18 protein-coding genes are annotated in these 18,577 nt (G+C 61.7%); 7 read left to right on the top strand and 11 right to left on the bottom strand.

Translation table 11 applies throughout. From position 1 onward, the window contains the following. Window positions 1–804 precede the first annotated feature (804 nt). The gene (locus tag CWC48_RS20295) at window positions 805–1,185 is read left to right on the top strand and encodes a hypothetical protein (RefSeq protein WP_100490151.1); all 381 of its coding nucleotides are present in this window, start codon (window positions 805–807) and stop codon (window positions 1,183–1,185) included. Here CWC48_RS20295 and CWC48_RS20290 read toward each other — a convergent pair. Then, entirely contained in the window at window positions 1,169–1,888 is a 720-nt protein-coding gene (locus CWC48_RS20290) for a hypothetical protein (RefSeq protein ID WP_100490149.1), read from the bottom strand. The two genes, CWC48_RS20295 and CWC48_RS20290, sit on opposite strands and share 17 nt — an antisense overlap. A 146-nt stretch (window positions 1,889–2,034) precedes the next feature. Here CWC48_RS20290 and CWC48_RS20285 point away from each other — a divergent pair, with 146 nt between their 5' ends. After that, on the top strand, window positions 2,035–3,291 hold the full coding sequence (locus tag CWC48_RS20285; protein ID WP_100490147.1) for a hypothetical protein: 1,257 nt from the start codon (window positions 2,035–2,037) through the stop codon (window positions 3,289–3,291). 181 nt (window positions 3,292–3,472) lie between these two features. On the opposite strand, the gene CWC48_RS20280 is transcribed toward CWC48_RS20285, so the two are convergent. After that, window positions 3,473–4,207 (bottom strand): BPL-N domain-containing protein, encoded by a 735-nt coding sequence (locus CWC48_RS20280; protein WP_078049462.1) that lies wholly within the window; start codon window positions 4,205–4,207, stop codon window positions 3,473–3,475. A 304-nt stretch (window positions 4,208–4,511) separates the two neighbouring features. On the opposite strand from CWC48_RS20280, the gene CWC48_RS30570 reads away from it, so the two are divergent. Further along, window positions 4,512–4,778, top strand: coding sequence for a LysE family translocator (locus CWC48_RS30570; RefSeq protein WP_256581727.1), 267 nt, complete (start codon window positions 4,512–4,514; stop codon window positions 4,776–4,778). Window positions 4,779–4,798: 20 nt separating this feature from the next. Here the strand turns inward: CWC48_RS30570 and CWC48_RS20270 are convergent, their stop codons facing one another. Together CWC48_RS20270 and CWC48_RS20265 are read right to left on the bottom strand one after the other, a co-directional pair. Further along, entirely contained in the window at window positions 4,799–5,425 is a 627-nt protein-coding gene (locus tag CWC48_RS20270; protein ID WP_100490146.1) for a glutathione S-transferase family protein, read from the bottom strand. A gap of 68 nt (window positions 5,426–5,493) precedes the next feature. Further along, the gene (locus tag CWC48_RS20265) at window positions 5,494–6,117 is read right to left on the bottom strand and encodes a TetR/AcrR family transcriptional regulator (protein WP_099492339.1); all 624 of its coding nucleotides are present in this window, start codon (window positions 6,115–6,117) and stop codon (window positions 5,494–5,496) included. A 135-nt stretch (window positions 6,118–6,252) separates the two neighbouring features. On the opposite strand from CWC48_RS20265, the gene CWC48_RS20260 reads away from it, so the two are divergent. After that, window positions 6,253–6,693 carry a hotdog fold domain-containing protein gene (locus CWC48_RS20260; RefSeq protein WP_078049465.1) on the top strand — a complete coding sequence of 147 codons (441 nt, stop codon included), beginning with the start codon at window positions 6,253–6,255 and terminating at the stop codon, window positions 6,691–6,693. A gap of 37 nt (window positions 6,694–6,730) precedes the next feature. Here CWC48_RS20260 and CWC48_RS20255 read toward each other — a convergent pair whose 3' ends face one another. The 5 genes from CWC48_RS20255 to CWC48_RS20235 all read right to left on the bottom strand — a co-directional run bounded on the left by CWC48_RS20255 (window position 6,731) and on the right by CWC48_RS20235 (window position 13,082). Continuing rightward, window positions 6,731–8,473 (bottom strand): OPT family oligopeptide transporter, encoded by a 1,743-nt coding sequence (locus CWC48_RS20255; RefSeq protein ID WP_100490145.1) that lies wholly within the window; start codon window positions 8,471–8,473, stop codon window positions 6,731–6,733. Between the two features lie 263 nt (window positions 8,474–8,736). Then, a complete protein-coding gene (locus CWC48_RS30915; protein ID WP_371857075.1) occupies window positions 8,737–9,891 on the bottom strand; it encodes a methyl-accepting chemotaxis protein in 1,155 nt (384 codons plus the stop codon). 1,250 nt (window positions 9,892–11,141) lie between these two features. Beyond that, entirely contained in the window at window positions 11,142–11,441 is a 300-nt protein-coding gene (locus CWC48_RS20245) for a DUF3144 domain-containing protein (protein WP_078049468.1), read from the bottom strand. Between the two features lie 76 nt (window positions 11,442–11,517). After that, window positions 11,518–12,003, bottom strand: a complete 486-nt coding sequence (locus tag CWC48_RS20240) for a nuclear transport factor 2 family protein (RefSeq protein ID WP_078049469.1) — start codon at window positions 12,001–12,003, stop codon at window positions 11,518–11,520. Then, window positions 12,000–13,082: an aldo/keto reductase gene (locus CWC48_RS20235; protein ID WP_078049470.1), complete on the bottom strand. Its 1,083-nt coding sequence runs from the start codon at window positions 13,080–13,082 to the stop codon at window positions 12,000–12,002. Before CWC48_RS20235 ends, CWC48_RS20240 begins: the two co-directional genes overlap by 4 nt. A 141-nt stretch (window positions 13,083–13,223) precedes the next feature. Here CWC48_RS20235 and CWC48_RS20230 point away from each other — a divergent pair, with 141 nt between their 5' ends. After that, window positions 13,224–14,138 (top strand): AraC family transcriptional regulator, encoded by a 915-nt coding sequence (locus CWC48_RS20230; RefSeq protein WP_100490143.1) that lies wholly within the window; start codon window positions 13,224–13,226, stop codon window positions 14,136–14,138. Here the strand turns inward: CWC48_RS20230 and CWC48_RS20225 are convergent. Together CWC48_RS20225 and CWC48_RS20220 are read right to left on the bottom strand one after the other, a co-directional pair. Next, entirely contained in the window at window positions 14,107–14,814 is a 708-nt protein-coding gene (locus CWC48_RS20225; RefSeq protein ID WP_100490141.1) for a tRNA (adenine(22)-N(1))-methyltransferase TrmK, read from the bottom strand. The two genes, CWC48_RS20230 and CWC48_RS20225, sit on opposite strands and share 32 nt — an antisense overlap. Continuing rightward, window positions 14,811–15,530, bottom strand: a complete 720-nt coding sequence (locus CWC48_RS20220) for a FadR/GntR family transcriptional regulator (protein ID WP_100490140.1) — start codon at window positions 15,528–15,530, stop codon at window positions 14,811–14,813. The genes CWC48_RS20225 and CWC48_RS20220 overlap by 4 nt, the downstream gene beginning before the upstream one ends. Before the next feature lie 339 nt (window positions 15,531–15,869). Here CWC48_RS20220 and CWC48_RS20215 point away from each other — a divergent pair, with 339 nt between their 5' ends. Next, the gene (locus tag CWC48_RS20215; protein WP_100490138.1) at window positions 15,870–17,231 is read left to right on the top strand and encodes an MFS transporter; all 1,362 of its coding nucleotides are present in this window, start codon (window positions 15,870–15,872) and stop codon (window positions 17,229–17,231) included. 19 nt (window positions 17,232–17,250) lie between these two features. Then, on the top strand, window positions 17,251–18,576 hold the full coding sequence (gene gudD, locus CWC48_RS20210) for a glucarate dehydratase (protein WP_100490136.1): 1,326 nt from the start codon (window positions 17,251–17,253) through the stop codon (window positions 18,574–18,576). Window position 18,577 lies beyond the last annotated feature (1 nt).

Genomic DNA, 18,577 nt, shown 5'->3' with positions numbered 1-18,577 from the left:
GCCAGGGCTCGACAGCTCCCACACTTGATCTTCGTCGCCGCCAAGATTGCGCCAACACAACCAATCCCCTGTGGGAGCTGTCGAGCTTTAGCGAGGCTGCGAAAGCGGTGGGTCAGTCGATGAAATGCCCGCAGTGCCGCCGCCTTCGCAGCCTCGCTAGGGCTCGACAGCTCCCACATTAGATCTCCGTCGCCGCCAAGATTGCGCCAACACAGCCGATCCCTTGTGGGAGCTGTCGAGCTTTAGCGAGGCTGCGAAAGCGGTGGGCCAGTCGATGAAAATGCCAGCAGTGCCGCCGCCTTCGCAGCCTCGCCAGGGCTCGACAGCTCCCACACTAGATCTCCGTCGTGGCACAAATCCCACCCACACAACCGATCCCCTGTGGTAGCTGTCGAGCTTTAGCGAGGCTGCGAAAGCGGTGGGCCAGTCGATAAAAATGCCAGCAGTGCCGCCGCCTTCGCAGCCTCGCCAGGGCTCGACAGCTCCCACACTAGATCTCCGTCGTGGCACAAATCCCACCCACACAACCGATCCCCTGTGGGAGCTGTCGAGCTTTAGCGAGGCTGCGAAAGCGGTGGGTCAGGCGATAAAAATGCCAGCAGTGCCGCCGCCTTCGCAGCCTCGCAGGGGCTCGACAGCTCCCACACTTTATTGTTGTCGTTGCTTAAATTGCATGTGCAGGCACGACTGCAATCCACTGAGCGAAACAGTTCCCACCCTGAGAATCCAGCATTTTCATCACCCCTCCCACAGGTGCCTGCACCCTGTTAATCTGCGGCGCTTGTCTGCATTCGGAGCGTTAGCATGGCCCTATCCAAACGCGAAACCGCCGATATTGAACGCCGACTGGTCGCCACACTGACGCAGGCGTGCGAAACGGCCAAGGCTGAACTACCGGGGTTTGAATGGCTGACGCATACCGTCGATTACGCCGCGTTCCCCCAAAGCCTGCGTGTCACCTGGGTATTCGACACGCGCGCCAGCAAGGACCACGCCCTGGCCAGCGGCGTCGACCAGCGCATGCGCGAGTTGACCGGGGCTGCGTTGCAAGCGGCAGGCGTCCCCGCCATGCCGTTGGACCGCTGCGTGCACTTTGATTCTGAAGAGGCCTGCCACTCGCAGCACGGCGGCGACTGGCGTGCGCGCCTGGCTCGCGCCACAAGTGCTGTCAGGCCTGTGCGCTAAACCGCTGCGCAGCACGCCGCGCGAGCATCGCCTCTTCGGTTTCGCGCGTGGCCACTTGTCCTTTGTAGGCCAACTGGTTGATGAATAACCCTGCGGAATACTCTTTGGGCGGCAAGGAGCCGGGGCGGTTGAACAAGGCCGCCAAGTCAAAGGTAGCGGCAAAGTTCTCCTGGGTCAGGCTGTAGTAGCCCATCAAGTTTCCCGACCAAGGCGAGTCGGCGTCCAGCAGGTCGATGGTGGCGTCGCGGAATTTGATCGCGGCGGGCTTCAGGTCAGAGGCCTGGTTGAGCAGGTTGGTCAGCCGCTGAATATCCGCACGGCTGAGCTGGCCGGCCGTGTCGATGACCTTCCAGCGGTCATCGGCCTCGACGGTGAAGCCGAACTTTTTGCCGGCCAAGTCCGCTGGCAGTGCTGCCTTGAAGCGCTCAACTGCGGCCTTCAGCACGCTTTGTGCCCCCTCAAACAGTTTTTCGAATCGAGGCAGTTCCGGCGATGCCGACCGGCCGACCCAGGTGTCGATAGCCTCCAGGGGTTGCGCCAGGGGCTGGGCAGCTTCACTTGGGTGATAGACAGCCGCTGGGGCGGCGTTTGCCAAGGCTGCCTCGGCGGTATCCGTTAGCGGCGCAGGTGCGATTGCCTGGCCGGAAGCCGTAAGGACGGGGTTGGCCGGTGGGACGTAGGCTGAGCTGACGGTGAGTGCCATTTAATCGGTCCATGATTGGCGGGTTCATCCGGGTTATCGGCGACGATGGATCAGGCTTTAAGTCAGTAGTCCCGATAAGCGCTAGAGCCTACTCGTCAATCCCTGGATAATGCCCCCCTCCCGCCTCGATACGGAAATCCCGCTCAATGAAGTTGCCCGCGTCCGCCGTCGTCCTCGCCTCAGCCTTGCTGCTTCCTTCCCTCGCCCACGCCGACGACGTCGCATTGGTCGACACGCTCAAGGCCTTCACCCGCTGTGACGCCAGTTTCTTCAGCAGCCTGAACAGCCACCGCGACGCCTGGCAGGCCTATGCGCCGCTCAAGCAGGAAAAGGACTTCACCTGGATCGCGGTGAGGGATCGCACCGACCGCAAGGCCAACGCAGTGCCGGTGAGCGCGCCGGCCATCGCCGGGTTGAAGCTGCTGTCTTACAACGATGAAGTCGCCGACCTCGGCCCGCTGGGTCTTTACTATTACTGGGGCTTTATTGTCGATGGCGGTGTCGATGAGGTGGCCAAGCACTTCGCAGCACTGCTCGACCAGCCTGGGGCCCTGCAAAAAGGCGATGGCGAATACACGCGCAGTGAACTCAAGGTTGGCAACACTTGGCAGGGGATCAAGCCCATGCCGGGCAAGGCGCCGGGCCTGCGTAACGTGGAGCGGGTGCTGATCGTGGAGCCGGAAGGCAAGCTCGGCACGCAATCGCGCGTGAGTTGCTCGGTGCAGGGTGGCGTCAACGCCGGGCTGCTGGCGCTGTTGCGGCCCGACATTGCGCCGGTTGACTACCCGCGCACGGTGGTCGAAACCACTCTCGGTGACGTTGCCGTACCGCCCAACGTGCTCCAGCGCCTTGATGCGCCGCTGTTGCAGCCCAGGTTCAAGACATTGACCTACACGTACCTGTCCAGGAATGGCGATGGCAAGGACGCGCCGGTAACGGTCACGTTGAAGGCAGAGGGCGGTTTGCTGGTGAAGAACGAAGCCTATGGCCGCGCCTTCAATGTGGACCGCCTGATGTTGGCGGACCTGATCCAGTTGAAATCCAAAATGAACGGTGTGGGCGCAGGCCAGGTCCTGCAGACCCGCGACGCCGAACTGAAGGTCCCCACCCACTGGACGCCCGGCCAGACCCTGAGTGCCCACCTGCAAATGGCCTATGTGCCCACCAAGCCCACTGACCCACCCACCGAAACGACGCTCACCTGCACAGTGGGCGAGCGCTTCCCGGCACGCCAGGTGTTTGCTTCGTTGACGGGGGATGCCATTCGGCTGGCTTGCGAACAGGACGACTATAAGTCCAATCGCGCCTTTATCGAGGACCTGGGCGTCGCGTTGACGCTGGAGTCGACATCGAGCCAGACGCACTATGTGAATGAGTTCACGGCCCTGGATGTGGTGCGCTGACGTGTGGTTTCCCAACTCAGCCTCTCAGGCGAGTATCAACCTTGGAACGATATGAATCGCTGGTCATCGGCCTGGGCGCCATGGGTGCCGCCACGGTGTACCCGCTGGCGAAAACCGGCGTAAAGGTCGCCGGTCGAAGGGGTTAGCGGTTGAAAGCGCATTTTTTGTGGTGAGCGAGCCTTTAGAAGTTGCGGATTAACGCTCCGAACAGATCACCCTGCGGCATTTTGCTCAATGGGATGTCGGCATTCTCGAACCACTCGCGCCCGGCCTCGGGGTGTGGGCCGCTCAGTACCACCACGCCCTTCTGATAGGTATACCGCGCCGCCGCGACGTCGCCGTTGCGGTAGGTCGCGATGGTCTTGTAGGGCGCGGCCGGGTCGGCTTTGGGGAAGTACGGGCCGTCCTGGAAGAAGACGTGGTCAGGCTTGCCCTCCCACGTGACCTGCACGGCAGCGTCGGCAATGCCAGGCACTTCAAAGCCGGGGCGGCCGGCTTCGGCGTCGAGGTCCTGGGGGATCAGGCCGAGGTTGCTGTCATCCGCCAGGTAGGCGCCCATGCACAGGCCCAGGTAGCGCCCGCCGTTGGCGACGTAGCCACGGATGGCCTCGATACGTGCATCCCCCAGGCTATCGAGGGCGCCGGGAATGTCCTGGCCGCCGCCGGGTTGCACGTAGAGGTCATAGCGCGCCAGGGTTTTGGGCGTGATGTCGATGGCCTCATCCGCGCCCACGTAATCGATCTGATAGCTGGGGTTGAGACGGTGCAAAGCCTTCGCCACGTTCTCGGAACAGTCATCGCAGCCTGCCGGGCCCCGGTAGATAGCGACGTGGGTAATGGGCGTTGCAGCCTCGGACTGCGAGGGCAACAACAGCGCGAATGCAAACAACGTGGCGGCGACAGCGCGTAGGTTCATGGCCGGGGGCTCCTGTACGGACAACGCACAGCCTATAGCGATTGCGCCAATCAATCCGTTAACAGTTGTAAACACCATTCACATCAGGATAACTGGCGGTCGGGCCCTACTTAGAGAGCGTCCGCCATGTTTGAACTCGCCTCCCTCCTCACCTATGTCGCCGTTGTGATCGGTCTGTTCTTGATCCCCGGCCCGTCCGTGTTACTGGTGATCACCCGCACCGTGCAGGGCGGCCGCAGAGTCGGGGCTGACGCTACCTACCGTCACCCCACGCCAGGCGTTTTTCCAGGCGGTCGGTGCCGAGGTGCTCAACCCGAAAACCGCGATTTTCTTCCTGGCCTTCCTGCCGCAATTCGTGCACCCGGAATCCGCGTCGTCGCTGGTGCAATTCGCGGTGCTGGGCCTGATCTTTTCCGGGCTCAGTGCGGTGTACACCAGCTTGCTGGCGTTCGCCATCCGCCCCTTGAGTCGTGGGATCAAAGGGCTTTCCCGGCTGCGCCGCTGGGAAGGCAAAATCATTGGCACGCTGTTTATGGGCCTGGGGCTGAAAGTAGCCCTGCAACAACGCTAAAGCATGACGTTGCCAAGCCTTCACTTGGCAAACGCATACTCCCCACCCTGCTCCACCGCCTTGCGATACGCAGGCCGCGCCTGGAAGTTTGCCACCCAGGCCGCCAGGTTCGGGTAGGCCTGCAGCTTGCCCTGGGCCTTGGCGATTTCGCCGATAAAGCTCATCTGGATATCCGCGCCACTCAGCTCATCGCCCACCAGGTACGGCGCCTGCCCCAGCACGTCGTTCAGGTAACCGAGGTAGTTGGCCACTTCCGATTCGATGCGCGGGTGCAACGGCGCACCGGCATCACCGAGGCGGCCGACGTAGAGGTTGAGCATCAACGGCAACATGGCCGAGCCTTCGGCGAAGTGCAGCCATTGCACGTACTTGTCATAGGTGGCGCTGGCAGGGTCCGGTTGCAGGCGCCCGTGGCCGTGGCGGCGGATCAGGTAGTCGATGATGGCGGCGGATTCGATCAGCACTTGGCCGTCGTCTTCGATTACCGGGGATTTGCCCAGTGGGTGAATGGCCTTGAGCTCGGGCGGTGCGAGATTGGTCTTGGGGTCGCGCTGGTAGCGCTTGATTTCGTAGGGCAGGCCGAGTTCTTCGAGCAGCCACAGGATGCGTTGCGAGCGTGAGTTGTTGAGGTGGTGGACGATGATCATGCTGTACTCCGAAGGGCCTGGGGGGTGTCTTGGAAAGAGACTACGCCAGTGCCGGGGAGTGCCAACAATTAAATGTCTGGCGCGTTGATCGACGCCCACGCCGCCTGTGCCAGCAACTGCGCATAGTCCTTCGGGCTTTTCTTGACCCGCCCGGACAGCCACGCCCGGGCGTAGCTTTCGGCCGAACCGATGATGAGCGACAGTAAAAGCTCGGCAGGAATATGACTGAACGCCTCGCGACGGCCTTCGTCGCTCATCCACTCGGTCAATTGCCGGTTGCGCTGTTTGTTACGGGTGAGCAGTTCATCCTTGTGCGGGCCGTTGGCCACGGCGAAGCGGCTTTGGAACATGAAGCGCGCCCATTCAGGTTGCGCGTCAACCCATTCCACGTAACTGCGCACCAGCGCCTCCACGCCTGCCTGCGCCGTTTGCGCCTGCTGCAGGTAGCGATCTCGCAAGGCCGCCTGGTCCTCCAGCGCGGCAAAAAACAGCGCGGCGACAATGCCTTCCTTATTGCCGAAATGATGGTAGATGGCGCCCACGCTGGTCTCGCACCGCGCGCGGATGGTTTCGATATTGGTGGCTTCGATACCGACCTCGTTAAAGCTGGCCAGGGCCTCGCGCAGGATGCTGCGTTTGAGGTCGCTGCGCTTGCCCGCAAAGGTGCGCTCGATCAGATCAGGTGCGTGCATGGAGTGGCTCGCCAAATGTGCGGAGTTTAAAGGTACAGCAGTCGCTAGAGAAGGCGTGGCTTGACACCCTTGGAATTAACAGAATATTGTTCTGTTACAGAATATTATTCTGCAAGTCCATCAGGAGGATAATCCATGAGTCAGTTTCTCAGCATGTTCAACAGCGTAGGCCCTGCAGCGTTCAGCCAAATGGCCTGCCAGGTGGCGCCCTACTTCAGTACCATCAACCCAGAAATTGCCGAACTGCGCCCAGGGCATGCCGTGGTGAACGTGCCGTTTCGCAAGGAAATCACCAACCACCTCGCCTCCGTGCACGCCATCGCCTTGTGCAACGCGGCCGAGCTGGCAGGTGGGACGATGACCGACGTGTCGATCCCGCCCGGTGCCAGATGGATTCCCAAAGGCATGACCGTGGAGTACCTGGCGAAGGCCAAGTCGAATATCCGCGCGGTGGCGGACGGCAGTGGCATTGATTGGTCAACCGCGGGGGACAAGATCGTACCGGTGGATATCTTCGATGAAGGCGAAGTGAAGGTGTTCACGGCGAAGATCACCATGAACGTAAAAATCGCCTAGCCGTCATCGACAGGCTCGGCCATTGCCGAGCCACGCTTCACCCACTCCCCACCATCGACCACAACGACGCCCCCACGCCCGTGATGCTTTCTCCTGCGATCAACCCGGCGGCGGCAGTTATCGCGAAGCGTTCGGTCAGGCTCGGCCAGCGGCAGCTCACCAGCCAGGTGAGGATCGCGCCCAGGGCCATCATCAGCGACACCGAGGCCGGCAGTACAAAGGCCAGGCCCAAGGCCGCGGCACTCGGCAAGTAACGAGCGCGATGGGCGGGCAAGGTGCTGTCGAGGATGCCCAGCAGCACGCCGATCAGGCCGCCAATGGCGATTGCCCAGCGAATGCTGGTCGATAGCGAATCGAGCCCATGGGTCAGGGTTTGCGCCACGGCTTTCCAGGTGGCGACTGCCGGTGCCGGCCACTCTTCGGTGAGCAGCATGGATTGCGGGTCGGGGATCAGTGCCAGGTAGGCAAATACGCCAACGATGCTGCCGATGAAAATCCCCAGGATCTGCGCGATCACTTGCTTGTGGGGCGTGGCGCCAATGGCCTTGCCCACTTTGAAGTCATTCATCAGGTCGGTGCATTGCCCAGCCGAGCCGCCGGCGGTGTTGGCGCTCATCAGGTTGATCGGCACCTGCCCTGGCGCGACGATGCCAAAGCTCAATTGGGACAGCTGCCCGATGGCGCCGATGGGCGGAATGCCGGTGGCGCCCACCACGCGCGCGGCGACGGCGGCGAGGCAGATCGCCAATGGGATCGTGAGCAACGCCATGCCGAGATTAATGCCGAACAGCAGCGCCTGCAGACTCACCACCAGCACAATCGCCAGCACAAAACCGGCGGCCGGCCCCGGCTTGGGCACCGTCCAGGTCGATTCGCCGTCGGAGTGCGTTGATCGGTACAACGCCCACAAACGAATCGCCAGCGAGGCAAAGGTGGAACACACCATCAAGCTCACGCCCGGCCACAGCAACCACTCCACCAACGCGGCGAACTGCGGGCCGCTGCTGCCCGCAGGCAAGGTCACCAGGTGTTGCGCCAACAACCAGGGGCCCAGGCCACCCCACGCGAGCAAGGCGCCGAGCAGCAGGGTCAGGCCCACGCGAATGCCGATGATACCGCCGAAGCCCACCAGCAACAGCGAAGGGTCGGCGGTGAAGGTCAGGCGCTCCAACTGAGCGCTGGGCGACCAGCGCGGGAAGGCCCACATAAAAGTATCGACCCACTTGACCAGCCCGGAGAGCAACGCGGCGCTGAGCAGCACCTTCAAGCGCGTCGCGGCTTCGCGCCCATGGTTGTAGATGTGCAGCAAGGTTTCCAGGGTGGCCATGCCCTCGGGGAATTTCAGCGCCTTGTCATTCAGCAACGAGGGCCGTAGATACCAGGCGATCCAGATGCCCAGGAAACTCACCGAGAACACCCAGGCAATCATGGGGATAGCGTCCAACTGGTTGCCCGTCAGCAAGGTATAGGCCGGGATCGGCGCTACCAGTCCGCCGGAAATGATTGAAGCGGCGGCCGAGGCGACGGTCTGGTTGATGTTGCTTTCATGCAAGGTCCACGGCAGGTGGTCGGTGGAACGCTTGGCCACTCCTTGAAAGATGGCGTAGCCGATCAACAGCGCGATGATCGACATGTTGAACGACCAACCGATTTTCAACCCGGCGTAGACATTGGACGGCGTGAGCAGGATGCCGAGGACACTGCCAGTGATGACGGCGCGCAGGCTGAGTTCGCGGGTGACGGGGCCGTGCGGGAGGATCGTTGGCGGGGCTGAAGTCATGCGGAGTCCTTTCGGCGACGAAACAGGGCGACCTAGTAAGTGAGCCCTGTAGAAGCCGAAGGTTCCTGTGGTGAGCGGGCTTGCCCCGCGCTGGGCTGCGAAGCGGCCCTAAATTCTGGCGACTCGGTTTAACTGACGATGCGCGGTGTTTTTAATGGGGCTGCTGCGCAGCCCAGCGCGGGGCAAGCCCGCTCACCACACCAAGCCCGCTCACCACACCGAGCCCGCTCACCACAGGAAGCCTGGTCACCACAAAAACTTGCTCAGCCCAGGCGAAACCGCGCGGTGTTGTCGCTCAATGCCTGGCTGCCTTTGCTCAAGGTGTCGGCCGCCCGGTTCACTGCCCGCGCGCCGTCGAGCAAACGCCCGGCCGCCTGGTCCACTTGCTGGATATTGCCGCTCACTTCATCTGCCGTCGCCGCTTGTTCCTCTACGGCGGTGGCGATTTGCGCCAGGGTGTCGGTGACGTGTTGCACCGCACCGGCAATCTCGCCCAAACGTGTGCCTAGCCCGGTGACGGATTCAGCATCCGTCAGTGCCTGTTCACACGCGGCGCCCATCAACGTGACCGCCTGGCTGACCGTGGCGCGCAGGCTGTCGACCGTGCCGGCGATCTGCGCCGTAGACGCCTGGGTGCGTTGCGACAAGCTGCGCACTTCATCGGCCACCACGGCAAACCCCCGGCCCTGCTCACCGGCGCGGGCGGCTTCGATCGCGGCGTTGAGCGCCAGCAGGTTGGTCTGCTCGGCAATGCCACGGATGGTGTCGACCACCGACTGAATCTGCTGGCCCTGCTGGCTGACCTGCTCCAGCGCATCGGCGGTGTCGGTCAGGCGCAGGTTGAGTTGCTGGATGCTGGCGGTGGTGCGCTGGCTGTCACGGCTGCTGTCTTCGGCAATACGCCGGGTTTGCTGGGCACTGCCCGAGGCCTGTTCGCAGCTTTTGGCGACGCCCAGGGAGGTGGCCGCCAACTGGGTCGCGGCGGCGGCGATCTGGCTGATTTGCAGTTGCTGGTCTTCGACTTCGGTAAGGGTGCTGCCCGATTGCGAATTGAGGGTGAGCACCGCCGAGCCGAGTTGCTGCGTCTCGTGGTTGACCCCCAGCAGGCTGGTGCGCAGTTGCACCACCGCGACGTTGAGCGCGGTGCTGATGGCCGCGAGTTCGTCACGCCCTTCCACCGCCACCTCGACGCACAGGTTGCCGTCGCGCAGGGACTCGGCCAGCGTGGTGATGCCACTGGCACTGCGGCGAATCGAGGCTTGCAGGCATATGAACAGGTAAAGCGCGGCCAAGGCCAGCAGGCTGAACGTCGCGGCGACGGGAATGAATTTCTGCAGCGAACGATCACGGTAGTAACCCAGGCGCGCGTCCAGCGAATGGAGCGACTGGTTACGCAGCGCGCCGAGGCTGTCGAGCATCGCGTCGACACTGCGTTCGAAGCCTGCGGTGTCGAGCTTGATGGTGCCGCCGAAGACGCCGTCGTCGAGCACCTTAAGTTCGTTGTCCAGCCGTTGCAGGCTGTCGTCGTACTGCGCGGTCCAGGGTTCAAGACCGGCGTATTGCTTGGCCTTGAGCGAGGCCGCCGCCTTGACCAACTGGTCCCGCGCGTCGCCGATCCGACCGCGCAGGTCACGCATCTGCAAGCGGCTTTGCAACGTGAACTGCCCCGACGCGATAGACGACTGGCCGACACTGGCCATGCGCCCGATACGCTCGATCAGGTCAGGGGTGTGTTGGGTCGAAATCTGCATCAGCAGGTAGGTTTCCAGCCACGGGTCGAGGATCAGGCCAGCATCCAGGGTGATCTGCTCGCGCAGGGTTTGCATGGCGGTGAGCGCCGAGGTGAAACGGTCATAACCGTCCGGCCACCAGCCCACGGTGCGCAGGGATTGAGAGTCCATGCCCTTGACCGTGGCCTGCAGGGCTTCAAAGCGGGTCAGGATGTCGGCGCTGGCGTGCTGGGCGTTGAGCGCGTCGCCCAAGGCTTGCAGGCTTTGCTGGATCAGCGGGAAATTGGCATCGACCTTGTCCATCGCCGCCTTCGCCGCCGGCGTCGGGGCGTGCAGGATATCCGCCGCTTTCCAGCGTGCGGCCAGATTACGCTGGGCCGTCAACTGGCCATCCAGCGCGTCCAGGGCCAACAATTGCCGGACGCCGGACTGCTCGCTGGAAATCACGGTTAATTTGTCACGATAGTCCGAGCCGATCATCCACAGGCTACCCGCCAGGGGCAGCATGAACAGGAAAAACAGAATCTGGAATTTACGCGCAAAGCCGAATCGCCCCAACAGGCGGATACCCGGTGATAAAAGGCTGTGCATGTCCAACCACTCCCCAAAAACGACCCACGCGGTGCACCGCGGGGTGAAGCCTTGAAATGACTAACGGCAAAATGCCATGTCATTGATTGGGAAGGCTCTAGCAAGATATGGGCCGCTGGATGAAGCCAGAGAATAGGCGGGTTCGCACCCAACAATTAACGTAAATCGCCCAAAAATGGGGCAAAAACACTCATCGCAGCGCCCCCCCCTGTAACTAATGGCGCACATCTCAAAAACCACGCACATCCAGTGTGGGAGCTGGCTTGCCTGCAAAAGCGGTGCAGCAGACACTTAAGTGCAACTGGCCCACCGCCATCGCAGGCCAGCCAGCGCCCACATCTCGATGCTCACTCCGGCTGTTTCACGCCCATGTATCGGTCGAAATGATTGATGTGATCATCCAGATTATCTTCAAGCATCATCCGGTACTGGTCACAGAAGTACTTCAACATCGCCTCCCGCGCCTCGGCCATTTCCGCGCCGGACTTGAAGTTGCGCGCGCTGGCCCAGGCATTGAAGCGCGTGGTGCCGAACATCATCGAGGCGCTGACCTGGCCGAGGTTTTCGTGAGCCTGAAGTTGCTCGTTCGACAATTCGATGTGCGCGTCGGCGCGGTCGTAGAAGGTGGAGTCAGTAGCATCTGCCATTGCGTGTTACCTGGGTGATCAGTCGTAAGTCGGCCATTGGAGCATGCACGACTGACCGCTGTCAGCAATCACCCTGTCACTCCGGGATACGCCGCAACACATCGTCATAAGGGGTCAAGTCCAGAAAGGCGGTCACCTCGAAGGCTTTGCCATCGCGCATATGAAAGATCCAGGCATAACTGTTGCGGTAGGCCTGACCGTCACGCGCAACACCTGCGCCCTCCCACTGAATAATCACGTGATCACCGTCAGCCCAGACCTGCTGGCTCACAGGCCTGACCGGGCGGGATAGGCGCGACACGAACGGCTTTACTGCGCCGTCGACAAACGCATCGACGCCTCGATAAACCCCCGCACTAGGGCCTGAACCCTTGATCGTCCAGATGACATTCGGCGTCAGTATGTCGCTGAAAAAAGTGGTGCCACCGCCGCGCCAACGCTCGAAGGCTTCAGTCACGCGCTGCTTGTTGCGGTCCTCGACTTGCGTATTGGCATGAGCCGAACACGACCCCATGCCGAGCAGGATGACCAAGACCACGTGTTGAAAGATTGATCGTTTCATTTCAGGTACGCCTTCTGGGGCTGAAGCCGAGCACCGCCGAAAATCAATTGCTGCACCATCGGCCGGGCAACGAAACGCTCCGGAAAGATCGGCTCGGGCGCACTGACCCGATCGAGTCTGGCGATATGTTCAGCGTCCAGCTCAATGCTCAGCGCCCCCAGGTTATCCTGGGCCTGGGCCAAGGTTCTGGCGCCCATCACAGGTGCAACAACGGCCGGGTTGCACAGCGTCCAGGCGAGCGCGACCTGGGACGGTGTGGCGCCGGTTTCGGCCGCGATGGCGGTGACCGCACTGGCAATCTCCAGTGAGCGAGCATTCATATGCCCCGATGAACTGATCACGCCCTTGCGCGTTGCCGAAACGTTCGCCTCACTGGCCTGGCTCAAATCGTCGCGGCTGTATTTGCCGGTCAGGATTCCGCCGCCGAGCGGTGACCAGGGCAACACGCCAAGGCCCATTTCGGCGGCCATCGGGATCAGTTCATGTTCGACGCTACGTTCGACCAGGCTGTATTCGATTTGCAGTGCCACCAACGGCGACCAGCCGCGCAGCTCGGCAAGGGTTTGTAGCTGGGCCACTTTCCACGCCGGGGTATTGCAGATGCCCAAGTACAACACTTTGCCGCTGCGCACCAAGTCATCCAACCCGCGCATGACCTCTTCGACGCCCGTGGTGAAATCCCAGGCATGCAGGTACAGCAACTCAATGCGGTCGGTGTCGAGCTGGCGCAAACTGGTCTCCACCGAGCGCATCAGGTTCATGCGATGGTTACCGCCGGAATTGGGGTCGCCCGGCTCGCGGGCCATGGTGTATTTGGTCGAGACGACCAGGCGATCACGCTTGGCCTTGAGGAATTGGCCAAGGATGCGCTCCGAAGCCCCGTTGGTGTAGTTGACGGCGGTGTCGATCAGGTTGCCGCCTTGGTCGACGTAGGTATCAAAGATCTGGCGTGCTTCGCTTTCATCCGCGCCCCACCCCCAGTCGGCGCCGAACGTCATGGTGCCGAGGGCGAGCGGCGAAACACGCATACCGGATCGTCCGAGCAGGCGGTAGTGGTCGAGTGCGTTGAGAGTGGGCATGATGAACTCCTGTCAGCGATGGCGTTAAGCCGGTGAAGACAAGTCTGCCCCCCACCGGCTCGCCGCCTGTAACAGGATCGTCCCGTGTTCTTGCACGATTGTCCGGGGCGCTATGCTCATCCGCCTGTCTCCGGAGCCCTCATGGATGCGTTGCAACAGTTAATCGAGCTGATCAGCCGTCACGCACCGAGCGACGGCACCCACGCCACACCGATTGACGGCGTAAGCCTGGTACGTTCGGGCACGCCCACGTTGCCTATGCCGGTTGTCTACGTGCCGACGCTGTGCCTGATTGTTCAGGGCCGCAAACAGGTGGTCGCGGGCGCAACCTCCTACGTGTATGACGCGGCCACTTACCTGGTGGCCTCTGTGGATATTCCCGTGATGGGTTCGGTGATCGAGGCCAGCGAGGCCGCGCCTTATCTGTGCCTGGTACTCGACCTCGACATGGCGGCGTTGACGGATCTGGCGCTGCGGCACCCGGCGGCGGAGCATGAACCCGCGCTGCCCACCGCAGGCATCGAGCTCAACGCCACCACGCCTGAACTGCTGGACGCGGCTGTGCGCCTCGCCAAAATGCTGGATGCACCCAGAGACATTCAAGAACTTGCACCGCTGACGATTCGCGAGGTGCTTTATCGATTGCTCACCGGCAGCGGCCATGGCGCGGTGCGGCAGATGGCCAAGGCCGACAGCCGGCTCAACCAGATCGCCAAAGCCATCGCGTGGCTACGGCAGCATTACGACGAACCCTGCCGGATCGATGCCATCGCAGATATCGCGGGCATGAGCCGCTCCACCTTCCACGCTCACTTCAAGGCGGTCACCTCCATGAGCCCGCTGGAATTTCGCAGCCAATTGCGCTTGCAGGAAGCCCGACGATTAATGGTCGCCGAGGCGGTGGACGCCGCCGGTGCTGGTTTTCGCGTGGGCTATGAAAGCCCTTCGCAGTTCAGCCGTGACTATGTACGCATGTTTGGTTTGCCGCCGGCCAAGGATGCCGGTCGATTGCGCCGTGACGCGCCTACGGTTGAGGTTCAGCCAACAACTGAGTAATCCACCCGAGCTGCCGAGCAATGTCCTGCACCTTCTCCTCCGGCACTGTCTGTCGTGCATGCTCCAGGCTGGCCAGGGTCTTTCGCTTTTGGTGCAACATACGTTGCCATTTGGCAATGAACACCGGGCTGTGTGCCTGCAGTTGCAGCGGCCCGAAGTACAGCTGCTCAGCGGTGTAAGCCACTGGCCCGGCGCGCTCTGCGACGATGATCTCGTAGTAAAAGCGGTTTTCGCGCAGCAGCTCTTCTCGAAGGATCGAGTAACCGTTGTCCATCAGCCATTGGCGCAACGGTTGCTCACCGCCGTTGGGTTGCAGGATCAATCGCTCTTGGCCGCTCAGGTGCCGCTTACCGCTTTCGAGAATGTCGCGAATCGTCTCGCCGCCCATGCCGCACACACTGATCGCGGTGATGCCGTCATCGGGCTTCATGGCCGCCAAACCATCGGCCAGACGTACGGTGATCTGCCGCTCCAGGCCGTTGTCGCTCACGGTACGTTGCGCCGCATGGAAGGGCGTGGTCGCGACCTCCCCCGCCACAGCCATCGTGATCAGGCCACGGCGCATCAATGCCACCGGCAAATAACCGTGATCGGAGCCAATATCGGCCAGGCGCGCGCCCTCCGGTACATTGGCGGCGACGCGCTCCAGACGCAGGGATAAAGTGTGTTCGTTCAACGCCCCTGCTCCCCCGAAAAACGGTCTCGGCTGTTAGTCAGATGCAACACCATGGCCGCGCGGGCGGCGTCTGAGTCCTGGCGTTTGATCGCGTTGAAGATCGCTTCATGCTCCAGGTTGGCCAACTGGCCCAACTGGGTGAAATCCGCGCCGCCACGTTCAGCGCCCTTCACTTGGGTGCGCGGGATCATCGCATTGCCCAGGTGCAGCATGATTTCAGTGAAAAAGGTATTGCCGGTGGCCTCGGCGATCAGTTGGTGAAAGCGTTTGTCTTCCTCCACGCAGCTGTCGTTGTTGGCCAGGGACGCCTGGTAATCGTCCAGCGCCTGGCGCATGTGCGCCAGCTGTTCGTTGGTTCGGCGCAAGGCCGCCAGCGCCACGGCCTGCACCTCTAGGCCCAGGCGCAGCTCGAGCATATTGCGCACGCTGGCTACCGTATCCACATGCAGGCGCAGGCCCTGCTGGGCGTGCTGTTCCAGCACAAAGGTGCCGATGCCGTGACGTGTCTCCACCAGACCGGACGCCTGCAACTTGGAAATCGCTTCGCGCACCACGGTTCGGCTCACGCCATGCTCAGCCACGATGGTGGATTCCGAAGGCAGCTTTTCGCCGGGTTTCAACTGGCCGAGCAGGATGCGCTGGGTCAGCGCATCGACCACGCCCTGGGCCAGGTTGGTGGAGCGTTTACGCAGGGGGATTCCACTTTCAATGGGCATTGCAACAGATCCACGGGGTTGAGCTGTGCGGAGCTTAACACCCAGTCCGGCGTCAAACCTGGGTTGATTGAAAAAACCCTCAACTTGTATGACAACCAAACTTAACGCTCACTATCACAAGTACGCCCCTCACGGCATCCACCGGGAAGAATCTCGTTAAAAAATCAGCAAAAAACCTAGCAAAAGCTGCACAAATAACCAAAACCTCTGTCCGACACACCGCATTATAAGAAGAAAAACACTCGCCCCTGGATTGCGATCTCAAGAAACCTACTTGTATGATGTCTATCAACAAGACACGCAAACCCGCATAAAAATAATCAGGGGGAGTTTTGAATTGTGACCAATTCAATCCATGTATCTGCCGTACCCGAAAGTGATCCCGTCCTCGCGCGCGCCGTGAGCAAAGTGAAGCGCCATGTGCTGCCACTGTTCGTGATCATGTTCATCCTCAACTACATCGACCGGGTCAATATCGGCTTCGTGCGCACGCACATGGAGCATGACCTCGGCATTGGCGCCGCCGCCTATGGCTTCGGCGCCGGACTGTTCTTCATCGGCTATGCCCTCTTCGAAGTGCCCTCCAACATACTGCTGCAAAAGGTCGGTGCGCGCATCTGGCTGACCCGCATCATGTTCACCTGGGGCATCGTCGCCACGCTGATGGCGTTCATCCAGAACGAAACCCACTTTTACATCCTGCGCTTCCTGCTGGGTGTGGCCGAGGCCGGCTTCTTTCCTGGGGTGATCTACTACTTCACGCGCTGGCTGCCTGGCGTGGAACGCGGTAAAGCCATCGCCATCTTTTTGAGCGGCTCGGCGGTTGCGTCGCTGATTTCCGGCCCGCTGTCAGGCGTGCTGTTGCAGATAGAGGGCTTTGGCTTCCACGGCTGGCAATGGATGTTCGCCATTGAAGGCTTGGCGTCGGTGGTGATTGGCTTCTTTGTGTGGTTCTGGCTGGACTCCAAACCCCACGACGCCAAATGGATGACCCGCGAAGAACAGGATGCGCTGGTCAATGCCATCGACCAGGAACAGCGTGATCGTGAGGCCCTCACCAGCGTCAAGCCGACCCTCGGCAAGCTGCTCAAGGACCGCCAGATCCTGCTGTTCTGCGCGTTGTATTTCTGCATCCAGCTGACGATCTACGCGGCGACGTTCTGGCTGCCGAGCATCATCAAGAAGATGGGCGACCTGAGTGATGTGCAGGTTGGTTTCTTCAACTCCATCCCCTGGTTGATCTCGATCATCGCCATGTACGCCTTCGCTTCGCTGTCGGGCAAGTTCAAGTTCCAGCAGGCCTGGGTCGCGGCGGCGCTGTTGATTGCGGCAGCGGGCATGTTCATGTCCACCACCGGCGGGCCGATCTTCGCCTTTGTGGCGATCTGCTTCGCGGCCATCGGTTTCAAGTCGGCGTCGTCGCTGTTCTGGCCGATTCCCCAGGGCTACCTGGATGTGCGTATCGCCGCCGCCGTGATCGCGTTGATCAACTCTATCGGCAACCTGGGCGGCTTCGTTGCGCCCACCACTTTCGGCTTCCTGGAACAGACCACTGGCTCGATCCAGGGCGGGCTCTATGGCCTGGCCGGCACGTCGGTGCTCGCCGCGATCCTGGTGTTTTTCGCCAAGACCGCGCCCTCTGCCGCGCTGACTTCACCGAGCGCCGTGCCTACCCGCGTCGCCCTCAGCAAACCTCTTTAAGACTATTCAGGAACTTGCCATGACTACGCCCGTCGTTACTCACTTCCAGGTTATCCCCGTCGCCGGCCACGACAGCATGCTGCTCAACCTCAGTGGCGCCCACGGCCCGTACTTCACACGCAATATCGTCATCCTCAAGGACAGCTCCGGCAACACCGGCGTGGGTGAAGTACCCGGCGGCGAACGCATCCGCGAAACCCTGGAAGACGCCCGCAGCCTGGTGGTCGGCCAACCCATCGGCCAGTACCAGCGCATCCTCAACCAGATGCGCAGCACTTTTGCTTCCCGCGACGCGGCGGGTCGTGGTTTGCAGACCTTTGACCTGCGCATCACCATCCATGCCGTCACCGCCATGGAAGCCGCGCTGCTTGACCTGCTGGGTCAATTTCTCGAAGTCCCGGTGGCCGCCTTGCTCGGTGAAGGCCAGCAACGCGACGCGGTAAAAATGCTCGGCTATCTGTTTTATGTCGGCGACCGCGGTGCCACCGACCTGGCCTACCGCAACGAAGCCGACAGCGACGATGAGTGGTTCCGCCTGCGCCACGAAACCGCGCTGACGGCCGACGCCGTGGTGCGCCTGGCCGAAGCCGCCAAAGCCAAATATGGTTTCAATGACTTCAAGCTCAAAGGCGGCGTGCTGAGCGGCGACGAAGAAATCGAAGCCGTCACCGCCCTGGCCGAACGCTTCCCGGATGCGCGTATCACCCTCGACCCGAACGGCGCCTGGTCATTGAAAGAAGCCATCCGCCTGTGCCGCGACCAGCACCACGTACTGGCGTACGCCGAAGACCCCTGCGGTGCCGAAAACGGCTACTCGGGCCGCGAAGTCATGGCTGAATTCCGCCGTGCCACCGGCCTGAAAACCGCCACCAACATGATCGCCACCGACTGGCGCGAAATGGGCCACGCGATCCAGCTGCAATCGGTGGACATCCCCCTCGCCGACCCACACTTCTGGACGATGCAGGGCTCGGTACGCGTGGCGCAGATGTGCCATGAATGGGGCCTGACCTGGGGCTCGCACTCCAACAACCACTTCGACATTTCCCTGGCGATGTTCACCCAGGTCGCCGCCGCAGCACCGGGCGACATCACCGCCATCGACACCCACTGGATCTGGCAGGACGGCCAGCACCTGACCAAGGCGCCGCTGAAAATCGAAGGGGGTTATGTAAAAGTGCCGAGCAAGCCTGGCCTGGGGGTGGAGATCGACATGGACGCCGTGGCCAAGGCCCATGAGGTGTACAAAGGCATGGGCCTCGGCGCGCGGGATGACAGCGTGGCGATGCAGTTTTTGATTCCGGGGTGGCGCTTCAACAACAAGCAGCCGTGCCTGGTGCGCTGAT

This window comes from Pseudomonas sp. S10E 269 (assembly GCF_002798465.1).
Classification (GTDB): domain Bacteria; phylum Pseudomonadota; class Gammaproteobacteria; order Pseudomonadales; family Pseudomonadaceae; genus Aquipseudomonas; species Aquipseudomonas pergaminensis.
This window is presented reverse-complemented; position numbering and strand designations above follow the sequence as displayed.